Below are 20,647 nucleotides of genomic sequence, written 5' to 3' on the forward strand. Positions count from 1 at the left end.
ATTTCTTTTACTTATTTTTAGCCTATCAGGCGCTTACTCATGGCAAGCTTATGTGCTAATCATCATTACAACTCTTGGGTCAATTGGATTTGCAATAAACGGGTCTCCTAACACTACGAAATCAAAATTACAAAAATAATCATGAATAAATATTTAAAACTTGTGAAGCAAATCAAGAAAATTAATAGCGAATATGTATTAAATCAGTATGAAATTAAGATACTCAATATAGTGGCTGAAGCTTATTCTAATAATTCAATGATATCTGTACAAGATTTGATTTGCCATAGAGAAATTGCATCCCAAGCTACGCTCCATTGCGCTTTTAAGGGCTTAGTCAATAAGCAACTATTTTTACCAAAACTCATAACCTAGACGGTAGAGTAAAAGAAGTTTACTTAACAAACACTGCACTGAAGTATTACAACAAACTTGAGCGAGAGCTTCTTGAGGCTTAACTTGTTAGAAAGAATTGCATGTACTGTATTGCGCAAGGTAATGAATACGAGATGGCAAGATGTTTACTTTTGATAACCCTGTACTTAAGTTCAGCGCAGTGCTTTGCTAACAGGCATTGACTAAAATTATGCTCAAACTTTTGCGCCTCTAATAAAAGACAGCATCAGAGACAAGCTGATATTGATACCCCACCGCACACAAAATCCCCATGTCAAGAATTTTTTGGGAAAGAGACTTGCGGTATCCAAGCCAATTCATTTAAAGCCCCACAGAATCAAGAGTGGCGTTCTGATAGAAATTCAATAATTCATAAGTAACTAGGAAACTGTAATTTAGCCTATATTCAATGTATTAAATCTTGTAATCATTAACAATTACATCCAGATTCAATTTGATAGGCACATCATCACATGGAAAGATGGGTAAATGTAGATGCCCTTATCGCCCACGATTAACCTCTAGTCGCTCGACTAGTTAACAATGGCCTGACTCTACCAAATACTTTTCGGTAACTCAATTCTTAAACTTGAGTTGCACAGAGATTTTGCTTTTCCCGTTGAGGTACCGCACCGGGAAAGCATGATGGCCGTTCATTTGAATTGAATAAAAAAAATTACGTTAATCGATCAAATTGCTTGGCAAGATTCGAACAAATTAACATGTTGTTCATTAAGCCCTCGTCTCTGATTTTTTTTTACAATGTAAATTTGAGAGTTAAGCAACCCCCCTAAAGATGGGGGTTAGTTAACATATCAGGCCTTAAAACTTTTGATGAAAATGATTCAACAATGAAATTAAGAATCCCTTAAAATAAACATAATAGTTTAGATCATCAACAAACATATTGATTTTTAATGCGCTGCAAGGACTACTTAATTACTTATAGTTTCTAAAAATTTTTAAATATATTTTTTAATGTCCAATAAAATGCCAGAGTTCAATTCCAACAAACAAGTACGTCTACTGATTGTGGAAGATGATCTTTTTTTTACCAATCTCTACAAAAGTGAAATTGAAAAGAATGCTTCACTATGTTTATTGAGCAGCAGTGAAACTGGGGAAGATGCCATAACCTTCCTAGAAAATAATTCAATTGATATTTTGATTTGCGACTTGAATCTACCTGACATCAGGGGCATTGAAGTCATCTCCAAGGCAAAAGCATTGCATCCTCAAGTTGAGGTTTTAGTAATCACTGGCGTTGGTGATCAAACTGACTTTTATGAGTGTTTAAACTTAGAAGTTAAAGGTTTTATCCAAAAAGATGAGCTTAGGGCAAACTTTGGGAATATTCTCAATAGTATTAAGGAGGGTTATGCCGCAATTAGTCCCACTATTGCAAAGGCCTTAATTCAAAAAAATCGGCAGAATGAGCAGTTGCAGATTAAGGCCAATAACCCCTTAACCAAGAGAGAGTTAGAGGTATTAATGGAAATGGCCATTGGACTTTCAGTAAAGCAAATAGCGCGTAAGTTTAGTCTATCTCCATATACTGTAAGTGGCTACACTAAATCAATTTATCGGAAGCTCAAAGTTAGATCGAATACCCAAGCTATTTCTGAAATAAAAAAAATGGGTTGGTTAAACTAAGGAACCATTGGTATTCAGATGTCAAAGCAAGCTTCAGCAATAAAATATACAGATTCCCTTTTAAATCTAACTACGATATTTACTTCGTTTAATAAAAATAGGGATTCCGAAGAGCTCATTAAAAATATTCTCAAGCTGGCGATCAATATTACAGGCGCTGAGGGTGGCACCATTTATCTTGTAACCAACCGAAAAACTTTGCTTTTTCGAATTTTTATCAATGAAGTGCTGGGTTTAAAGTCAAAAAATAGCAAATTACATAAGTTATTGAGTACTGAGATTCCACTTTTTGATGAACAGGGTAAGCCTAGAGAGCATCATGTATGTAGCCATGCCTTTCATCAACAGAAAATGGTTCATGTAAAAAATGCCTATGCGTCAACATCATATGATTTTTCAGGGCTAAAAGCTTTTGATAAGACCCACAATTATGTTTCCAAGTCTTTATTAACAGTTCCAATTATTGGCAATGATCAAAAAGTGATTGCGATATTGCAGCTGATAAATGCCCAGGACCCAAAGGATCAAAAGTGCGTACCATTCTCTGGGAAGGTGCAAAAAACTGTTGTGGCTCTAGCTGCTATTTCTGGTCTACAGATTGATAATTTGCAACTTATTGAGAACCTGACCCTGCAGATTGACTGCGCCAATCGCGCTCAGGCTGAAAAAGATCGTCTTTTACGCGACCTTCACGACGGTATAGGCTCACAACTCACTAAAGCGTCCATAGACCTTCAATCTAGGGCCCTATCTCGTAGTGCCCAGCAAAAGATCATCGATAGCGCATTGGATGAAATGCGCCAAATATTTAACAACTATATTCATTTTGATTCCAGCTTAATAAAAATGATTTCATTGGTTGTAGAGCAATATAAGGATTTATTTAAATCCAAGAAAAAATGCTCATTAAGATACAAATACTTAGGTGAAAAATCGGGTAACGAGAATTTTTCAAGAGATCTAGTGGTCAATTTAATGCAAGTCTTACGTGAAATACTGACAAATTGCTTAAAACATTCACCTGCATCCATCATTAATATCGCCCTCATCATCAAAAAGAATCAAATTAATCTAATTGTCATAGAAAATAGATCAATCAATCTAAACCTTTATCTTCCTCAGATTGAAAATGGTGGTCAAGGTCATATCAATATCGAGTACCGTGTTGAAAAGCTCCTAGGTGGCCAGATATCTTATGATTACAAAAACTCTAAGCGCATCACAAAAATAGAAATCAATCGAAATTAAGTTTATCTTAGCGATCCATGAGTACTATTGAATGAAATTCCTCTTGATATCCCAAGGAAGATAATTTAACAAATGTTCATGAGATCATTTTTTTAATACCTTATTGATATAAGTTATTACTCTTGAATAGATAGACTGTAGATTTGTATTTTTTTCGTCCAACTCTTTTAGACTCCCAATATTATTAAAAATAGGAGCCTCTTCAAATTTCGCAACCCAAGAATCTTTAGCTTTTATTAATTCAGTAATGGTGTGGCACGATAAAGTGAAGTGGTGTTTTCCATCAACATCCTGATAGCCAATGTAAGCCAAAACATAAATTCGTTTTGTCTTTCCATAATGCTGTAGGGTTGATAATTCTTCAAATACTTGAGCATTACCAACAGAATCTATTTGAGTAGTGTCTCCTGGCAATAAATAGCTTTTCTTATCATATGAGTACATCTCTGGATAAGAAATGCTAATTGGAAGAGGATGATCCAGCATATAGATGCCAGATGCAATATCAATATTATGGGCAGGCGTTTGTCCATAATTCTGGATTTCTAGTGAAATATGAAAATAATCTTTAGCATTGCTCAAATGAATAGACTGAGTACGTACAGTTAGATAAGCGCGTAATTGCACATAATTAGATCTTTTAAATCCGCTCACCAAATTACTAGATGCTCTCCAGAGCACGGCAAAGAGGATGCTCACCAATAAAAGAGTAATGGCCATGACTATGATCACAGGCCAAAATATCATTTCACTGGATACGGACGGACTACTTTCGGGCTCGATGACACCTACTACATCACTGGATTCTTCATCATCTGGCGATACATCAATTACCCGCATTGACTCATCTGAGTCCAGGCCAGGTTGCTCCTCCTTAATTAATGTGGATTTTGACGGTTTAAAGCCCCCTATTCTTGAATTTGCGGCCTCTAGAGGCAACTCCACTTGTGAGGACTTTACTTGAGAGCTTGAACCTGAGCCGCCAATCAGATTATTCGGATTTCCATCCCCAGGAACTTGCTTAGGGTCTAGCAGCCTAGCATAAAGAGGCAAGGATTGCGTCTTAATTATCCGACTGCCTGCCTCTTCAGTATTAACCTGTGTTGATACATTTTCAGAATGCACAAATCCAGAAGAAAATACAAATAATATTGCCACATAAAATCTTATTCTAAACATTGATGCAATCTCATGGTGACTGAAAAGTATCTGATGATAATGCCTCTTAACTTGCGTCATTAATTTTAAATATTGTATAAATCAATTTTCTTAATAAACGAGATAATTTATTCTTACATGAATTCTAGATCCTAAGATACCCTACGATTAGACGGAGTCGGAAACGATCAACTAGATATCGAATTAGGCATCTAGTTTTTTTAGGAGAACTTTCTTTAGATACCCCTTATTTATGGGGTTGGAATAATTTTGTTAACCCTTATTCTGCATTCATTACATTTAGGAATTTAATAATGCTGATGAATGCCAATCACTCTGATAAAGAAATTGATCTAGCAAGTAATAAAAATATCTTAGTGCTAGGTATCAATAAGGTATATTTTTCACTGCTCTCAATATACTTAAAAAACTATCTCTCTGCTGAATTAGTTTATGCATCCTATGATGAGTTCAGAATACATCCTGAGAAAGAATGTTTTAAAAATGCAGACTTGATTATTTTTGAATTTGATCAAAATGAAACGGATCTAGTCGCTAATCTTATTAGCATGTATAAAAAGAATTTTCTTGTTTTCTTTAAAGAGCGTCATATTGAGGCAATCAATCACTGGATCGAGCTTGGTGTAAAAGGCTTTTTTAATGAAAATCGTAGTCTTGATCATTTATTGGAGGCCGTTGCAACTGTCCAGAGTGGTAAGTACTACATAAGCCACGAAGATTCAGAGATCGTCTTTAAAAATCTAGAAGCGAGAACTACAAAATTTAAACAATCACTTAGTTTGATGACTGCGATCAATACGTTAACAAAAAAAGAGGTTGCAGTGGTTCATGCGATTGCAAGCAATGAGGGTTCATTACTAAAAAATGTATCCGAAAAAATGTTTTTAAGTGACCATACACTCCGCAATCATCTTCAATCAATATACAAAAAACTGAATATCCGGAACCGTATTGATTTGTATATTTTTTACCAAAAAAACGAAGCTATTTTTACTGAAATAATTGCTTCAAATGCTTTATCAAAGTCTGAAAAATTGAGAAATGTGCAGAGTAGATTTAGTTCTGAGCCCAATAGATATTCGGAAAAATTAAGTGCACAATCTTAAGCTGAGCCTCTTTGTAGAAGAGTCCTGATTACCATCTTCCTGAATATTTATCTAATAACATTTCTATAAATTTAATCAATCTATTCAATCTCTTTTATTAACACCTATTTACGAGGTCATAAAGAAGCTTGCCTTTAGCCTCAGATAGAAATGGCTGACAAAGATCAATGTGCACCGATAATTCAGGTGCCCCCACAATCTCAATTTAGCAGAGTATTAGGCATCTTTAAACCTGCAGTTTGGATTGCTCTTGTTTGGGTATTGGGTATCACTGTGTTGTTTATTCCATTTTTATTGGTGGAATATCCCCCTTTGGTGGACTATCCGGTTCACCTATCAAGACAATTTATCTTACAGAACCTTGAATCCATTCCGCAATTACAGGTAAATTATCAGTTGGCATGGGGGATTAAGCCTAACTTGGCAATGGATCTAATAGTTCCGATCTTATCTATTTTTTTACCCCTTACGTTAGCCACCAAAGCATTTGTCATGCTTTCTATCGCATTAATCGTCCTTGGTACCCTGATGTTGAGCAAACAAATTCATGGCCGCATTGGAGTACTCCCGTTTGCATCTCTCCTGTTTGTATACAACATGGCTCTTTATGAAGGCCACATCAATTACTTATTTGCATCTGGGTTAATGTTGGTGAGCTTTGCAGTATGGCTTAAATTAACAGACTATTCCAACCGAGTTCAGACAGCAAGCTTATCCGTACTCTTGATAGCGCTATTCATTTCTCATCTTTTTGCCATGGGATTGTTGTGTCTATGCATTTTTTGCTACGAACTGGCAAAAGCATTTACCTTAAGAAAATTCTCGATCCAGCCATTCCTGAACCTCACTATTGCCTTAGTACCATTGGCACTGTTGTGGTTACTAAAACCTGCTGGACCTCCCTCAGGCGGCTGGGATTACGGATACGACATCACTACCCATATCGTTGCACTTCTGAGTGGCGCCTTTTTCTTTGATGAATCTGACATTCTGACAATGATATGTTTATGCGCTCTATTTATTGTTTTTGCTATTGTTGCATTTCATAAAAATACTCGAGAAGGAGATAAGCCCTTTTTTCTTCTCGTATTCGCGCTGATCATCATTTCGCCCTTTGTTCCAGAAACGATGATGGGTGGCAGTAGATTTGTGATACGAATACCCATACTGATCCCATTTTTGATATTAGCAATTCCCCCCCCTGCAATGATTTCACATCGGATGAGTCAATATTTTCTTGGGACCATTCTGATACTAATCACCTGCAGAACAATGAATATTGCAAATGATTGGCTATCTAAAAATCAGGATTTTTCAGAGTTTATAGCTGCCTCTCAGGTGATTTCAGCGGGCTCTCGTGTGATTCAAGCAAGACAAGAAAGCACTGGAAAAGTAATCTTTGATATGCCTTATCGACATTTAACTGAGCTATTAATTCCAGATAAATACATTTTTGTTCCACATATGGCAAAAATACCTGATCAACAACCCATAGCACCTTCAAAGGAAACCGCATCCATTGATGGAGGAACTGCCTCTCCCATCACACTCAAGCAACTTCAGGATGGTTCAGACCCAGTGATCTCAAAAACGCTTCTAAATACCAAGATGGATGGCTGGCAAAAACCTTATTGGGCGTTTTGGCCTCAGAATTTTGATTATTTAGTCTTTTTACATATGCGTGAACCGCAAGAAAACCCTAGCCCAGATCATCTGAAATTAATTAAAGCGGGCTCTTTTTTTGACATTTATCAAATTCAGGGGCGAAGGCTTGCATTTGATTATTCAACACCGAATAAACAATAAGGTCTCTTTGGCATATTTCATGCTAGCGCCTATAAACCCCTATGAATTTGAAGGCAGTATTATCCCCATCAAATAGCTATCCGCTCTAGGCTTAGAGTGGAGAAAACCAAACAGCATAGTGTTTAGTTGCAAGTTTTTTCCATGGAGTCAACCATTCGTACTTGACGAATGATCACATAATAAAAACTGATCAAAACAAATATCCCAATCTGTATTCCCAATAACTTTCCACTGGACAAACTGAGAATCGGGAGAAAAAAAGTTGCGAGCAATATTTCTCTATCGCCTTTTGACCACCCATAGCTCAAACCAATTCTCACAACCCATATGATTGGAAAAGCTAACCAAACCAAATCGTAATCAAATGCATATGGCGCAGCAAGAAAGGCGCCCGTCATGAGGGCAGCACCTTTTAGCTCCCATGATTTACAACTGCGCCAAACCTTCCAAGTGCTAAACATAACAACAGCAGAAAGTAGAAATTGGACTATGTAGGAAATAGTCGATGAAAATCCCATCAGTTTAGAAAAAGCGTATATCGTAGGCATTTTTACCAAAGGAAAATCAGGCGAATTTACTAAAGCCCCGAGGTGAGACATGCTTGCATAAAATGAGTTGAATATTGAAGGTCCAAATATTGCTAACTCGAGAGAGGCAAGTAAAACAACGGTCAGCACAGCTGCAAGAAATGAAGTCCACGCTCCTGCAGCTATTAATGCAATTGGGAATAGGAGCCCAAATTGTGGTTTGATGGTTAAAAGACCAATTAAAATTCCAGCGATTACTGGTCTTTTTTTTATTGACATCACTGCCCATGCTGCGATCGAAGCCGTTATAAATCCATTTTGGCCTTGTATCATATTGATCCAAATCCCTGGGAAAGCTAATAGACATAAGCAATCAATTAATTTTCTTTCACTAACTCGATACAGTGTGAGTAAATACACCCCTAAAGTTGTCAGCATAAACGCCCAGTATGCTTTTGTGACTGACATAAGACCCAAGGGCATCATCAAAAGAAGTAGCGTTGGGGGGTAGGAAAATACATAGCCGCTATTCCAGCTTGGAAGGGCCGACCCAATCATTTCATTCAGTATTTGTAAATTATATGCATCATTGGCCTGGCCAAAAGTAGCTAATTTTGCTGCAGCCCAAAACATGACGAAGTCAGAAAGAATTGGCTTGCCTGAATAACTAATATAGTTATTGGAAAGAAAAATCCAAATTGCGCCTGAAATTATATAGGCCGTTAAAAGTATTATGGAGTAGCCATAAAGACGATCTCTATTGAGCCAATGTTGATCTCCATTTGAAGTATTCATACTGAGCCCTATTATTTCCAAAAAATCAGTGGAGAAACATTTTTTTACCAATACCTAAACTATTTACGCCATAGTCGTTGCTGCGGCAAAAATATCTGAATTATTGTAAGAACAGCTCGAGGCCACCCCTTAGCAGGATATGCACATCACGCAAATTGAGCTGGATGCAGACTTAATTTCCTTTAAAAAGTAATAGCGCTCTACTTCCCTAGCTTTAATTCACAATTTTGTATCATTATTTTTGATAATTTGACCTGTCTGGTTTTATCGGACCAATTTCATCTAGAAACTCTGGCTCCCGTGGTTAATTCCTCTTGCCATCCCGCCACAAACTCAGATGGGGTTTGATAATCCAAGCTTGAGTGTGGTCTGATTAAATTGTAGTGCTTGCGCCATACTTCAATGACCACCTTAGCATGAGCTCTACTGTGAAACCAGTTCATGGCTAAGCACTCATCTCTAAATTTGCCATTAAAACTCTCATTAGTGCCGTTTTGCCAAGGTTTACCTGGCTCGATATGCAGATTGCGTAATCCTCGCTCTACCGCCCATTCCAACAAGACGGTACTCACAAACTCTGGACCGTTGTCACTGCGAAGAACTTTGGGGCAACCACGCTGCGCAATCACTTCTTCTAAAACCTGAACTACTCGTTTGCCTTTAATTGAGCCCGCCACATCGATGCGCAGACTCTCTTTGGTGAACTCGTCTATCAGGGTTAAGCACTTGAGCTTTTGCCCATTGGCACAAGCATCAAAGACAAAGTCGTAAGCCCAAACTTCATTGGGTCCAGTTGCGACATGCGGTTGTCGATTTTGACTATGGTAACGCTTGCGGGTCCTTTTGGCGGGCACCTGCAGACCCGCTCCAGCCCAAATACGTGCCGCCCGATCGCGACCCAGAACAAGACCATCCCGCCTTAAAAAGATCCGAATCCGTCTGGCGCCATAGCGAGGATATTGCTCGGAATACTGGCGCATGGCAGCTACGACAGGCTGATCTTTAACAGCCATCTTGCACTGGTAATCTAAGCCAGATCTAGCAACACTTAGCAGCGTACAAGCGCGTCTTTGGGAGATACCCCGCCCAACTGCATAGCGGGCCTGCTCCAATCGATCTTGCACGCTCACCACTTTTTTACGGCAATCTCCTTCATCACTTCAATCTCGAGATCGCGCTCTGCCAAGATCTTCTTTAGACGGCCGTTCTCTTGCTCTAACTGTTTTAAGCGTTTGAGCTCATCCGTACCTAGATCGCCAAACTTCTTACGCCAGCTGTAAATCGAGGGTTCGCTGACACCATGACGCTTAGCAACCTCTGCTATTGGTGAACGATCTGCCTCTTGCAATATCCGAACAATCTGTTCGTCTGAAAACCGTGCTCTCTTCATACCTGCTCCTTAGGTTGAAGGAGTCATTATCTCTAAAAGCTTTTGGTCTGAAAATCCCAGGACAGGTCAAATTCATCATTAAATTGCTCAGCAATCGCTCGATACATAGCAATTGCCTCTGCATAATCCTTGCGCGTATAACGCTCAAACGCCTCACTAGTCAGAATGCACAGATCTTGTTCGGCTTGGGTTGCCATTGTTTCTGAATCACCATCACGAATAGCAACCAACTCATAAATCAGCATATCCGCATTACGACCTTTAGTCATAATGAAATCAATAGGCCTCACCCAAAGACGCTCACCAGCCTCCTTGTATAAGGAATGGCTTACACATATACCGGTAGCAAATTCTTGAACTGACCTAATTTTTAGTACCACTCCAAAAGAGAGGATTTTTGATAATCTTCACCCTAAAGGAGTGCTAAATATGGCAAAAGGCCAACGTCTCAAACCCGAACAAATAGTCACCTTATTGCGTCAAATCGATGTTTTAACCACCAATGGCAAAACCCTAGCCCAGGCCTGTAAAGAAGTGGGAACGGTTGAGCAAAGCTACTACCGTTGGCGCAAGATCTACGGCGGCATGAAAGTCGATCAGGCAAAGAAGTATAAAGATCTGGAACTGGAAAATACCCGGCTTAAGAAACTGGTTGCCGATCTCTCCTTGCGAGAAGTCATGCTCAAGGAAGTCATTAAGGGAAACTTCTAAGCCCTACTAGGCGTAAAAATGCAGCGCAGCTGCTCATGGATAAGCATCTTGTCTCTGAGCGGTCTGCCTGTAGTTTGGTAGGGCTCTCCAGAGCAGCGTATCGGTACATGCCGCTCCCTCGAGATGACGAAGGGCCGCTTAGGGCTGAGGTCATCCGTATGGCGAGCACCTATGGCAGGTACGGCTACCGATTTATTGCAGGCATGATGCGCAATAGCGGTTGGGGACAAGCGACTACAGCCAAGGTCGCTCGTATCTGGCGGCAAGAAGGCCTAAAGATCCCACAAAAGCAACCCCCTAGAGGCAGACTCTGGCTCTCCGATGGCAGTTGTATGCGCCTGCGAGCTACCCACCCCAACCATGTGTGGAGTTATGACTTTGTCTTTATTAGAGATGCTTATGGCGGCAAGATCAGGATGCTCACGATGATTGATGAGTTCACCAGGAAATGCTTAACGATCCACTGCGCTAGAAGGATTGGCTCGATCCAAGTGATTGAACAACTGGCGAACGCCATGATCGCCAACGGTATCCCGGAATACATACGCTCGGACAACGGCCCAGAATTTATTGCTAAAGACCTACGCAGTTGGTTATCTGGCATTGGAGTGAAAACCGCTTACATTGAACCAGGGAGCCCCTGGGAGAATGGCTTTTGTGAAAGCTTTAATGGCACCTTCAGAGACAACCTTGTGGATGGTGAAATCTTCTACAGTCTTAAAGAAGCCCAGATCATCGTGGGGGAATGGGTGAAACACTATAACCATGTCAGGCCGCATAGTGCATTAGGTTATAGGCCACCAGCACCTCAAACCCAAGTACCCCAACTATTACAGAATCAACCCATGGTGCTGCAATGATTTACTATGGAAAAACTCTCTTTGGTTGTGGACCTAAATTGACAGCAGTTCATCCCGACACCCCCCGAATCTTCGAAGCAGCAGCATACTTGGTGTTTTTGTTTAATAAATTGGCAATTACGATTTTTAACATACTGTTTCCTTAAAAGAGATTTATATCGGTCTAATAAATTGTATGAAAAACAACTTAATAGGATTCAATTATTAGATGATCCACTGCTTTATGAAACCCTCCGATCGGGGGGTTAAACTCTCAGGTAATAACTGTGTAGAGTAAAAACAGCTCAATATCATTTAAGGGTATTTGAGAAAGCTTGGAGCCTCTTGTAAACAGATATAAGCTCAACAATGGTGGGCCAGCTCTTTACTAGAAATTGAAAAGAAGACAGTACCCTATAGAAAGCCCGAATAATCTGCTGCATCACCCCCAAGGTGATCAGGCCAGCCACGATAGAAGGAGCTAGTAGTACATAAGGAAGAATGACGCCTATCTGCAAATAACTAAATTTGGCAACATCAAAATAGAGGTAGTGAAAGAATAGGCGAAAGTAGTTTGTTTTAACTTCAGAAAATAAACCCTTCATCACGCCGAGCTCACCACGATCGGCACTATCCTCTGCAAGCACCAGCTCTTTTCTAAAGGCAGCCTCTACCCTCTGATTATTGAACTCCAGACCAGGTAATTTAAACCCAATAAGCCCCAAGGCAATAGTCCCAAAAATAGCAAAAAAGATGGTGACAAATACGGGGGCATGATCAACATGACCGAATACAGGGATCTCATTAATGGATCCCGATAGCTCCCAAAGAATGGGAATAAAGGCTATAAGGACCATTATCGACTCTACAAGCTCCGCACCCAAAGACTCCATAATCGTTGCAAAACGCTTGGTATCCTCTTGCACCCTTTGACTAGCACCTTCAATGTGCCGCAACTCCTGCCAATGCTCCATGAAATACATTGTCATTGCTTGGCGCCAACGAAATACCCAATGTTTTGCAAAAAAACTGAGGATGACAGCAATAAAAACAAACTGGCCGGCAAGAATAAAGATATCAAAAAGCAAGTAGTAGTAACTATCAATAGAAATACTATTAGGGGAAGATAGTGCCTTTTGGATAGTGTTGTAAAACTGTCCAAACCATTCATTGATGCGGACATCAATCCTTACCTGCATCCATGAACCAACCAAGATAAAGCAGGCACCACCCCAGGACCAAGCAAGCCAATATTTATTTAGGAAAAATGATTTAAACAATAAATTAAGAGATGGCTATTAACTAACCTATTCCCAAATCAATACATTTGGCAGATTTGGGTTTAGGCCTCTTAATAGCGCATAACCAACACCCGAAAGTCCTCTAAAGAAACCTAGGTTAAATTGTGTGCCGCCAACCCCAATAATATAATGTCCATGCTCCTGACTAGTAGCAACAATTTCTTTTAAACGATTTACTGCAAGCTGTTTCATGGTTTCATTGTTAAGAATGTCGCCAGCCTCTCGCAGAAACTCAATAGCACCTAGGGTCCCACAACATAAAGTATCCATGCTGTTGGGCCAATTACGCTCAGCACAGATAGAGGCGCTTTCAATATCTGCCTTAAGCAAATTCAAGGAGGCGCCCGCTTTCACTTGACCAATACGCGCCAATCCAATACCAGGAGCACCATGACACCATTGGCAAACCATGATTCTTAATGGCTTACCATCTGTATCCCCTCTAAAGTCCGGCCAATTATGTTCCGACTCATCATATTGAGATTGTTCATAGGCAAGGCATTCTTTGGTAGCGTCCGCAAAATCATCTCTTTGCGTCACCTGGTGCAGACTTGAAAGTGCGTAGGCAAATCCAGCGGCACCGTGGGACATTCCATTTAACGGAGAATTACCCATTCCCAATCCGACCCACGTACGAGAGCCCACTTCTCCTATACGAGGTGTATTTAACAAGTGCTCACCACAAAGAACCGCCTTTTCAAGAACGTCAGGAGATTGCGTTTGACGATATAGAGCTAATAAACATAAGATTGCCCCAGCTGAACCTGAGATAACATCCAGGCCCTGGTCGGCATCAATTAATTCTTTCGTATACAGTTTTGAAACTGCAATAGCATCCCCAAGGATTTCATCATCCTCTAATAAAGTGGCGATATTAACCAGAACATAAATGATTGAACCAATACCTGCCGTACCACCTATCCCCAAACTTCTTGCCCAGCGAGCAGATGTAGGTGCATGAATTTGCTCGTGAAGACCATTTAAGATCTTCGTTAAGAGTTTTTTTGATCTTTCATCATGAAACTGATGTTGATAAGCTGCTAAAAATAATGCAATACCGCTCATTCCGTTATAAAGATCATCCCCCAATGGAACCAGTTGAGCCACTTCTGAGTCTTGCATCCAATCCAAACCAAGCCAACTAATGCTCACCGCATCTTGGAATGCGCTCTCTTCAAGCTGCTCTATGATGCGCTCTAATTCATTAATTAAATCTTCATTATTAATTTCATTAATAGACCCTGATTGAAGCGCGCGGTCATAATCATGCCTATTTCTTTTAGGCTCCCGCTCAATAGAAGATGACACAAAACTAGTACTAATCTGAATGATTAAGCTTTGCCAATCAATCTCATCCTTACTTAACGTTTCCCAACGCTGTTGAGCTCTTTGTAAACCTGGTATAGCCGGGGTTACTATGGAATGACCAAAGGTATCAAAGAGAATATGGCCATCACTTGGCGACAAAAAGAAAGGAATATTTAAGTTTAAAAGCGCATCCCTTTCGCTCTTATGCAAGGGCCAGAGTAAATCCGTTTGCTCATCCCAGTCACCAAGTCGCGCTAAAAAATCAGCCTGAACACTCCATTTAATGCCATCATCCATGCTGTGATGATCTTTAAGGCGTTGTAGTAGTACGTAATAAAAGCGTGTTGGTCGGAGCACCTTGCGGACAGGCAAATTACTCAAGCCCTTCCATAGCTTTTGTAGATAAACAGAGTCTTTTTGCGCCAATAGAAAATGCGCATATTCCTCAAAGCCCTTAATGAATTCAGATTTGTAATCTCCGAATTTTGCATAGTTTGAATCAATATGAGGGACATTGGTATTAGTATCAATATTGACTTGATACTGAACCCAGCGCATACCATTGGTATTAATATTTTTCCAGTCAGTGGCTACTGCAGTTCCAGATCTAATATTCAAGCCCCCCAAGTCAAAGATTTTATTTTTATGTGACTTTGTATAAGCTGGCAGCATTCCGACAGTTAAGACAGAATTTTGGATTTTATCTATAGCCTGATTAGTTGCGCCGTAAGCGGGATTTTTGAGTTCAAACTCTGGAAGCGATGCTTGTAATATCGTTTCTAAATCAATCGGGACAGGATGAGAGCCACTTGCAATCATATTTTCATAATGCATATCGCTACTTGCTAGCAAATGAAAAATAATCAACCAAGCGCCCGAGCGCTCATAAAACAGGCGAATTCCATCCTGAGATTGACAAGATTCATGTTGAATAAATTCACACCAACCATAGCCATCACAAGCAATGGTATTGACGACTCTTAGTTGAACAGGTGGGTTAAGCCCATTTAAGTGATTGATGAAGTCAATCCATACAATATCCAAGCCTAAATCTTTCGGCTTGTAGACTATTTTGCTGCCATCATCAAACCCAATGATCCGAACTGAATGCCCTAAATTATGAGGATCTGATAAGTCCCCCTCGATAGTAGAAACTTTGATAGGACTTTTCGAATGGAGCAGCTTACGCTCAATTAACTCCAAATCATTTCCAAGTCGATTGACTATTTCTCCAGTAGTATCAATCCATTGGCGGGTGATGGCTGCGAGTAACCTTAGGAGTACTGGCTTTTCATTAAATATCCGTTCAAGCTCGCCCTCTTGAAGTCGACGAATAAAATCAGTGTAATGATTTGTCTTGATGTCAGCATCTGAAGGTAGCAACTTTCCATCCGGCGACAGCCCTTTCAGGTCCTTAACAAAAAGACTATACAAAAGTGGTGCAAGCAAATCACTCAATTGATGCAAAAGTGCGAAGTTAAAGTCTGACATTGCCTCAGAAGTGAAGCATTCCAGAGCTTTCGGTAATGCTATCTTTTTTAGCTCTACATTAGCGCCCTGCAAAAGAGATAAAAATATCCCCTCAAATGCCACTTGATTTTTGGGATTTAAATCAATTTTGATCGATACTTCTGTTTCTTGAGTCAATAGTTCAAAAACCCATCGAGCATCGTGCATCCAAGGTAATAAGCCAGCTTCTGCATGACTTAACTTAACATTAGAAAATCGCGCTAAAACATCCCTGAACTCAATCTGATCCCTCTCTAAACGCTTAGCGAACAATCCCCAATCACCACTAGCAGAGGATTTGCACCAGGAGGCTAAACGTTCAGACGCCAAATCTGCTTGTGATTTTTCTCCTACAAGGGAATTAAACTGACTTGATAGCACCTCATCAAATGTACAGGCCCTAAGAAGCAGGGAGTGATTTATTGGCATTAATTGGAATTGATATGTGTAAAAAAAGTAAATGCCTTTATGACAATCGAGTAAATACTAGTTCGACAAGTTTTTCACTAGCTTGCTATGCAGTCTCTAGTGATGGCGCAAGCAATCCAATCTTCAGAAATAATTCGCGAGTTGGGGGATGGTCTGAAATACCTGCAAAAGCCATCAAGCGCATTGGGTTCTGAATAAAGTCTTTTTCATGCAGAGCTTGCTTAGCAAATGATTTAGCTACCTGCGGTGCGATCGACTGAATAACATCCTCAGATAAAGTAAGTTTTTGTAAATTTTTAGATGTTATTTGGACTAGCTCATCATAAGACAGCAGCTGAAAATACTGTTCATAATAACCAGCAATAGCCTTCCCTAAAGCTATGCGATCCTCTTCCGAGATGGCGCCCCATATATACTTTAAAAGACGCTGAAAAAATACTTTATGACGTCCTTCGTCGTGTATGTGCTCTCTGTTATAGACAGCTACTGGATTTGCATCGTCAAAATCTTTAGCCATTTCTAACAAATCATCTACAACTGCATTCTCTAAAATACATAGCAAGGTAGTTTCAGCTATTCGTTGTAATTTTTCAGGCACTGCATTTTTGAAATATTCGACGGGAGTTAAACGGGCTTTAGCCTGCTCATTAGAGCTTACTAAAGTGTCTTTTGGTAGTTCAGGCTTTGTTTTCTGAGGAACAACTGGCATAACACCAGTTAATTCCTCGATGTCAGAGAGCAATTCTCTGGCTGCAAATGCGTGATACATCTCATCGGTGCCAATAGCAATCGCAACCTGTTTGATAGAGCTACTGAGCTCTATTCCTAAATCTGTATTGGCCAACTTACCGCATTGATCGGTTACGAAATTTACTTCAAATTGAGTCACTCCATAAAGTATGTTACACAGTGACTGTAAATAAAAGGGCTGCAACTCTGCTTGTGTCAGAGCCTTGACTTCGGGATACTGAAGAAATTGCTTAATAGTGTATGGGAACTCTATGTTCGAAATCATTGCCTTGTCTAAGCGACTTCTTTTACCAGTTCTTACTGTAGACTTTTGCTCCCAATCAAGGAGATATTTTTTAGAGAAAGAATCTAAATCGGAAAGAGTTTGCATGAGCGTTTAATCTTAAATCTTTGAAGGGGTCTATAAGTTTGATTGACTAAATCTAACTTATAGACGGTAAGGCAAAGCTACTAAATAAATAAAAAATACTTTAGCACCAGCAACTACCAGTACATTCTGTTGCCATTGACCAGCCTGTTTTAGTCCCTGTGATCTCCAAGAAATCATCGGTCACATCATTCGTTTTAATTTCATCTAACTCGATCATTAGTTCTTGCATTTTATTACTCCAATAGTTAAAAGATAGGCCGCCTCATGACGGCCTATTTGGTAGAACTTGAAATTAGCAGCAGCCAGATCCACCATACATCTGGTTAGTAACACTATATTGAGTCTTGCTCTTAGTCACAATTTCCTCGAGCTTGTCATCGTTGATATTAAGTGTCTCAACTTCTTCTAGTTCAATCATCTGTACTTGCATGTTATTTCTCCAATTATTAAGAAAGTTAAAAAAGTTGTGAAAAAAAACGCTTCCACTACTTTATTATTTGCTAAGTAATTGTTAGATGAAACCCTCTGATAGGAGGGGGCTACCCTTTGCAAATGCAGTAAAAAACTACTCCGAAGAGTGGCTGGTAAAACAATCAACTTGCGCAATCTGAAATAGAATAGCCATAGCCTGCATCAGCTGTAATACCTAAAGCCTCTAAATTACTATCGCTTACTTCAACTATTTGCACCTCTTCTAATTCAATCATTTGTACTGGCATTTTTTCTCCAATTATTAGGAAAGTTAAAAAGTTGTGACAAATCGCCATCACGGATTCATTATTTGCCAAGTAATTATTAGGTGAAACCCTCCGATAGGAGGGTTCGTGATCGCCAATAATCCTATCTCTAATTGAATTATCTGGAACTACATGGAGATTCACAAATCAATAGGAAGTTCAGGAATTTATGAATAGGTATCTTGTGCCTTATTGATTTGTTAATAATTTCATAAAGGTATCCCTACGATCGTAGGGATAATTTTGCGGACCAATACACCAATAGATAAAAAATAAGGCGTCTAAGCGACCTTTTGGGTGGGACTTGCTATTGGCAACCTTCAACGTACTCATCAGCTGTAGAGCCATATTGAGCCTTACTCTTGGTCACAATTTCCGCAAGCTTGTCATCATCAATACTCAGTGTCTGAACTTCTTCTAATTCAATCATTTGTACTGGCATTTTTTCTCCAATTATTAAGCGAGTTAAAGGTTGTGACAAATCGCGATCACGGATTCATTATTTATAAATAATTTCTTATGAGGAACCCTCCGATCGGAGGGGTAAATCTGATTTACTAAAGAATTTCCAAGAGTAAACTTATTTATATTATTGTTTTAGGTTCAGATTTCTTATTCTTCAGATGTAAGGCTTGAATAATCCCGAATTCAAATCACTTTTTTTTACAAGTTGTTCATTACCAATGATTAATTAGATTTAGACTCATGAAGTCCATTGCGATTACTAATCTGAAGGGTGGCTGCGCCAAAACGACTACCACCATTAACTTGGCCGCCTGTCTAGCAGAGCTGGGTAAACGCGTTCTTCTGATTGACCTTGACCCACAAGGAAATGCATCGCAGTGGATTGGGCAAGAAAATCAGTGTGCTGACAACTCCATGGGACTGCTCACTAGCAAATCACCAATAACAACTTTGATTCAGCCAACGATGGTGAATAACGTTGGTTTAATCTATGCCAGCCCTGAATTATCAAATCTGGAAAAAGCCTTAGCAGGTGAATTTGCAACTGAGACCATTCTCAAGCGTCGCTTGGGTCAAGCAGACTTAAGTAACTGGGACTATGTATTGCTCGATACCCCTCCAACCCTTGGCCTAGTAACAGTAAATGCATTAACGGCGGCAGATCAATTAATTGTGCCTGTCTCCACCCATGTGTTATCACTTGCGGGTGTTGCTCAGCTAATGGCTGTCATCGAAAAAATAAAGGACGCCTTCAATCCTTCATTATCGATTCTGGGAATCTTACCCTCACGAGTGGATTTACGGACTAGGCACTCAGGAGAGGTCTTGGAATCTCTGCGGGAACACTTTGGAGACAAAGTCTTTGGATCATTTATCCGAGAAAACGTCAAATTAGCTGAGGCACCTTCTTACAAAAAGCCGATCACCACTTATGACAACAGTGGTGGAGCAGCGCAGGACTTTAGAGCGCTTACCCGTGAACTCATGCCGCAATTAGGATAAGTCAAAATAATGCCAAGACCTAAAAAAACAATCAAGTTCAACCCATTGGATGAGATCCCTAGTCAGACTACTAAGCCGACGGTAGTTACTGGGGGTTTGAATCAATCTGATGAAGAAAAATTACATAGTGAGTTTACTGATAGTCCATTAGATGAAACAGTAAGACAAATAGTCTCCTATCAACTAGATGGCGAAGATCAAAGAGGCAATGCTGATCTGCTATTTAATGGCATGCATTATGGCTTTGAGCTCCCCCAGGCTGGATTTATTTCCATCCCCAGCAAAGAACTCAAGATTCAGCTCAAGCGCCCTTTCCCGATGCCGCAAGCATTAGGCGGCTTTATTACCGGAGGCCCACTTGGCTTTCTATTTAGCTTTTTGATGGGCGAACCAAAACCAAAAAAATACTTTTTTTCTTTAAAGAGCAATCAAGGTGGCGTTATTTTCATTAGCCTAGATCGCTTAGCAGTCGATAGCATCATGCAAGTTAGTTAGTCTTTTTAAAATTGATAAGGAGAGTATTTCATGGCCAAGAATGACCAAAAAACAGCAGAAGAAGTATTGAACGATGAAATTCACACCCAAGCAGATGGGAATCAAAATATAGATTTTCGCCATCAGCTAGCTCACCAGTCCGTTAAAAATTGGGCACAGTGGGCAACAGTAGCTGGCTTTATTCCAGTTCCGCTTGTAGACACTGCCGCTATCACTGGTTTGCAAATCAAAATGATTAGTGATTTATGTAAGATTTATAAAGTTGAATTCAAGAAAGAGCTGGTTGCCTCCATTATTACTTCATTAGCAGGCGCCAGTATTGCCACTATGTTTTCTACTACTCTAGGCTCAACTTTTGCACGCTATATCCCTGTAGTGGGAACTACTATTTCTGCAATTACTCAACCTGCCCTGTCCTACGCAAGTACCTATGCAATTGGCGTTACCTTTGTTAAGCATTTCGAAAATAAAGGCTCACTTATTGATTTTGATGTGACAAGTACTAAAGGCTTTTTCAATGAACAAATAGCAAAAGCCAAAAAGATCTTTCAAAAAAAGAATACGGGATCTGAAGAAGCAGTTGTGGTTGACGCGGTTGTAGTTGACGCAGCCTGAACTGAGTAACTTTCTA

General features: G+C 39.8%; 19 protein-coding genes. 8 read left to right on the forward strand and 11 right to left on the reverse strand.

The genetic code is table 11. The features are described 5' to 3' along the window. Positions 1-1,374 precede the first annotated feature (1,374 nt). Together DN92_RS03065 and DN92_RS03070 are read left to right on the forward strand one after the other, a co-directional pair. The gene (locus DN92_RS03065; RefSeq protein ID WP_173959872.1) at positions 1,375-2,049 is read left to right on the forward strand and encodes a response regulator transcription factor; all 675 of its coding nucleotides are present in this window, start codon (positions 1,375-1,377) and stop codon (positions 2,047-2,049) included. Between the two features lie 18 nt (positions 2,050-2,067). Further along, positions 2,068-3,297: a GAF domain-containing sensor histidine kinase gene (locus DN92_RS03070; RefSeq protein WP_173959873.1), complete on the forward strand. Its 1,230-nt coding sequence runs from the start codon at positions 2,068-2,070 to the stop codon at positions 3,295-3,297. A gap of 84 nt (positions 3,298-3,381) precedes the next feature. On the opposite strand, the gene DN92_RS03075 is transcribed toward DN92_RS03070, so the two are convergent. Continuing rightward, a complete protein-coding gene (locus DN92_RS03075; RefSeq protein ID WP_173959874.1) occupies positions 3,382-4,455 on the reverse strand; it encodes a DUF8453 domain-containing protein in 1,074 nt (357 codons plus the stop codon). 314 nt (positions 4,456-4,769) lie between these two features. Between DN92_RS03075 and DN92_RS03080 the strand changes: the two genes are divergently transcribed. Together DN92_RS03080 and DN92_RS03085 are read left to right on the forward strand one after the other, a co-directional pair. Further along, positions 4,770-5,582 carry a response regulator transcription factor gene (locus DN92_RS03080; protein WP_173959875.1) on the forward strand — a complete coding sequence of 271 codons (813 nt, stop codon included), beginning with the start codon at positions 4,770-4,772 and terminating at the stop codon, positions 5,580-5,582. A gap of 276 nt (positions 5,583-5,858) precedes the next feature. Beyond that, positions 5,859-7,388 carry a putative glycosyltransferase family protein gene (locus DN92_RS03085; RefSeq protein ID WP_173959876.1) on the forward strand — a complete coding sequence of 510 codons (1,530 nt, stop codon included), beginning with the start codon at positions 5,859-5,861 and terminating at the stop codon, positions 7,386-7,388. Positions 7,389-7,510: 122 nt separating this feature from the next. Here DN92_RS03085 and DN92_RS03090 read toward each other — a convergent pair whose 3' ends face one another. The 3 genes from DN92_RS03090 to DN92_RS03100 all read right to left on the reverse strand — a co-directional run bounded on the left by DN92_RS03090 (position 7,511) and on the right by DN92_RS03100 (position 10,369). Further along, positions 7,511-8,710: a glycosyltransferase family 87 protein gene (locus tag DN92_RS03090; RefSeq protein ID WP_173959877.1), complete on the reverse strand. Its 1,200-nt coding sequence runs from the start codon at positions 8,708-8,710 to the stop codon at positions 7,511-7,513. A 278-nt stretch (positions 8,711-8,988) separates the two neighbouring features. After that, positions 8,989-10,100, reverse strand: a protein-coding gene (locus DN92_RS03095) for an IS3 family transposase (protein WP_415836400.1) whose coding sequence is annotated in 2 segments (ribosomal slippage) — positions 8,989-9,851 and positions 9,851-10,100 — 1,113 coding nt in all. Because the reading frame shifts where the segments join, the coding sequence is not laid out codon by codon here. A 32-nt stretch (positions 10,101-10,132) separates the two neighbouring features. Then, entirely contained in the window at positions 10,133-10,369 is a 237-nt protein-coding gene (locus DN92_RS03100) for a hypothetical protein (protein WP_173959879.1), read from the reverse strand. Positions 10,370-10,529: 160 nt separating this feature from the next. On the opposite strand from DN92_RS03100, the gene DN92_RS03105 reads away from it, so the two are divergent. Beyond that, positions 10,530-11,671, forward strand: a protein-coding gene (locus DN92_RS03105) for an IS3 family transposase (protein ID WP_173959700.1) whose coding sequence is annotated in 2 segments (ribosomal slippage) — positions 10,530-10,797 and positions 10,797-11,671 — 1,143 coding nt in all. Because the reading frame shifts where the segments join, the coding sequence is not laid out codon by codon here. 290 nt (positions 11,672-11,961) lie between these two features. Here the strand turns inward: DN92_RS03105 and DN92_RS03110 are convergent. From DN92_RS03110 to DN92_RS10695, 7 genes are all read right to left on the reverse strand, one after another. Next, positions 11,962-12,930 (reverse strand): putative transporter, encoded by a 969-nt coding sequence (locus tag DN92_RS03110; protein WP_173959880.1) that lies wholly within the window; start codon positions 12,928-12,930, stop codon positions 11,962-11,964. Between the two features lie 27 nt (positions 12,931-12,957). Next, positions 12,958-16,197, reverse strand: coding sequence for a type 2 lanthipeptide synthetase LanM family protein (locus DN92_RS03115; protein ID WP_173959881.1), 3,240 nt, complete (start codon positions 16,195-16,197; stop codon positions 12,958-12,960). A gap of 85 nt (positions 16,198-16,282) precedes the next feature. Continuing rightward, on the reverse strand, positions 16,283-17,317 hold the full coding sequence (locus tag DN92_RS03120) for a hypothetical protein (protein ID WP_173959882.1): 1,035 nt from the start codon (positions 17,315-17,317) through the stop codon (positions 16,283-16,285). A gap of 100 nt (positions 17,318-17,417) precedes the next feature. Next, positions 17,418-17,546 carry a hypothetical protein gene (locus tag DN92_RS10685; protein ID WP_302479690.1) on the reverse strand — a complete coding sequence of 43 codons (129 nt, stop codon included), beginning with the start codon at positions 17,544-17,546 and terminating at the stop codon, positions 17,418-17,420. Between the two features lie 63 nt (positions 17,547-17,609). Next, the gene (locus DN92_RS03125; protein ID WP_173959883.1) at positions 17,610-17,747 is read right to left on the reverse strand and encodes a hypothetical protein; all 138 of its coding nucleotides are present in this window, start codon (positions 17,745-17,747) and stop codon (positions 17,610-17,612) included. A 163-nt stretch (positions 17,748-17,910) separates the two neighbouring features. Beyond that, a complete protein-coding gene (locus tag DN92_RS10690; RefSeq protein WP_302479691.1) occupies positions 17,911-18,036 on the reverse strand; it encodes a hypothetical protein in 126 nt (41 codons plus the stop codon). A 325-nt stretch (positions 18,037-18,361) separates the two neighbouring features. After that, on the reverse strand, positions 18,362-18,496 hold the full coding sequence (locus DN92_RS10695; RefSeq protein ID WP_302479692.1) for a hypothetical protein: 135 nt from the start codon (positions 18,494-18,496) through the stop codon (positions 18,362-18,364). Positions 18,497-18,759: 263 nt separating this feature from the next. Between DN92_RS10695 and DN92_RS03130 the strand changes: the two genes are divergently transcribed. The 3 genes from DN92_RS03130 to DN92_RS03140 are packed head-to-tail and all read left to right on the forward strand — an operon-like array spanning position 18,760 to position 20,631. After that, entirely contained in the window at positions 18,760-19,521 is a 762-nt protein-coding gene (locus DN92_RS03130) for a ParA family protein (protein WP_173959884.1), read from the forward strand. A gap of 9 nt (positions 19,522-19,530) precedes the next feature. Then, positions 19,531-20,016 (forward strand): hypothetical protein, encoded by a 486-nt coding sequence (locus DN92_RS03135; protein WP_173959885.1) that lies wholly within the window; start codon positions 19,531-19,533, stop codon positions 20,014-20,016. A gap of 30 nt (positions 20,017-20,046) precedes the next feature. Further along, positions 20,047-20,631, forward strand: coding sequence for a YcjF family protein (locus DN92_RS03140; RefSeq protein WP_173959886.1), 585 nt, complete (start codon positions 20,047-20,049; stop codon positions 20,629-20,631). The last annotated feature ends 16 nt before the right edge of the window (positions 20,632-20,647 follow it).

Origin of the sequence: Polynucleobacter arcticus, from assembly GCF_013307205.1 — a bacterium.
GTDB classification, from domain to species: Bacteria; Pseudomonadota; Gammaproteobacteria; order Burkholderiales; family Burkholderiaceae; genus Polynucleobacter; species Polynucleobacter arcticus.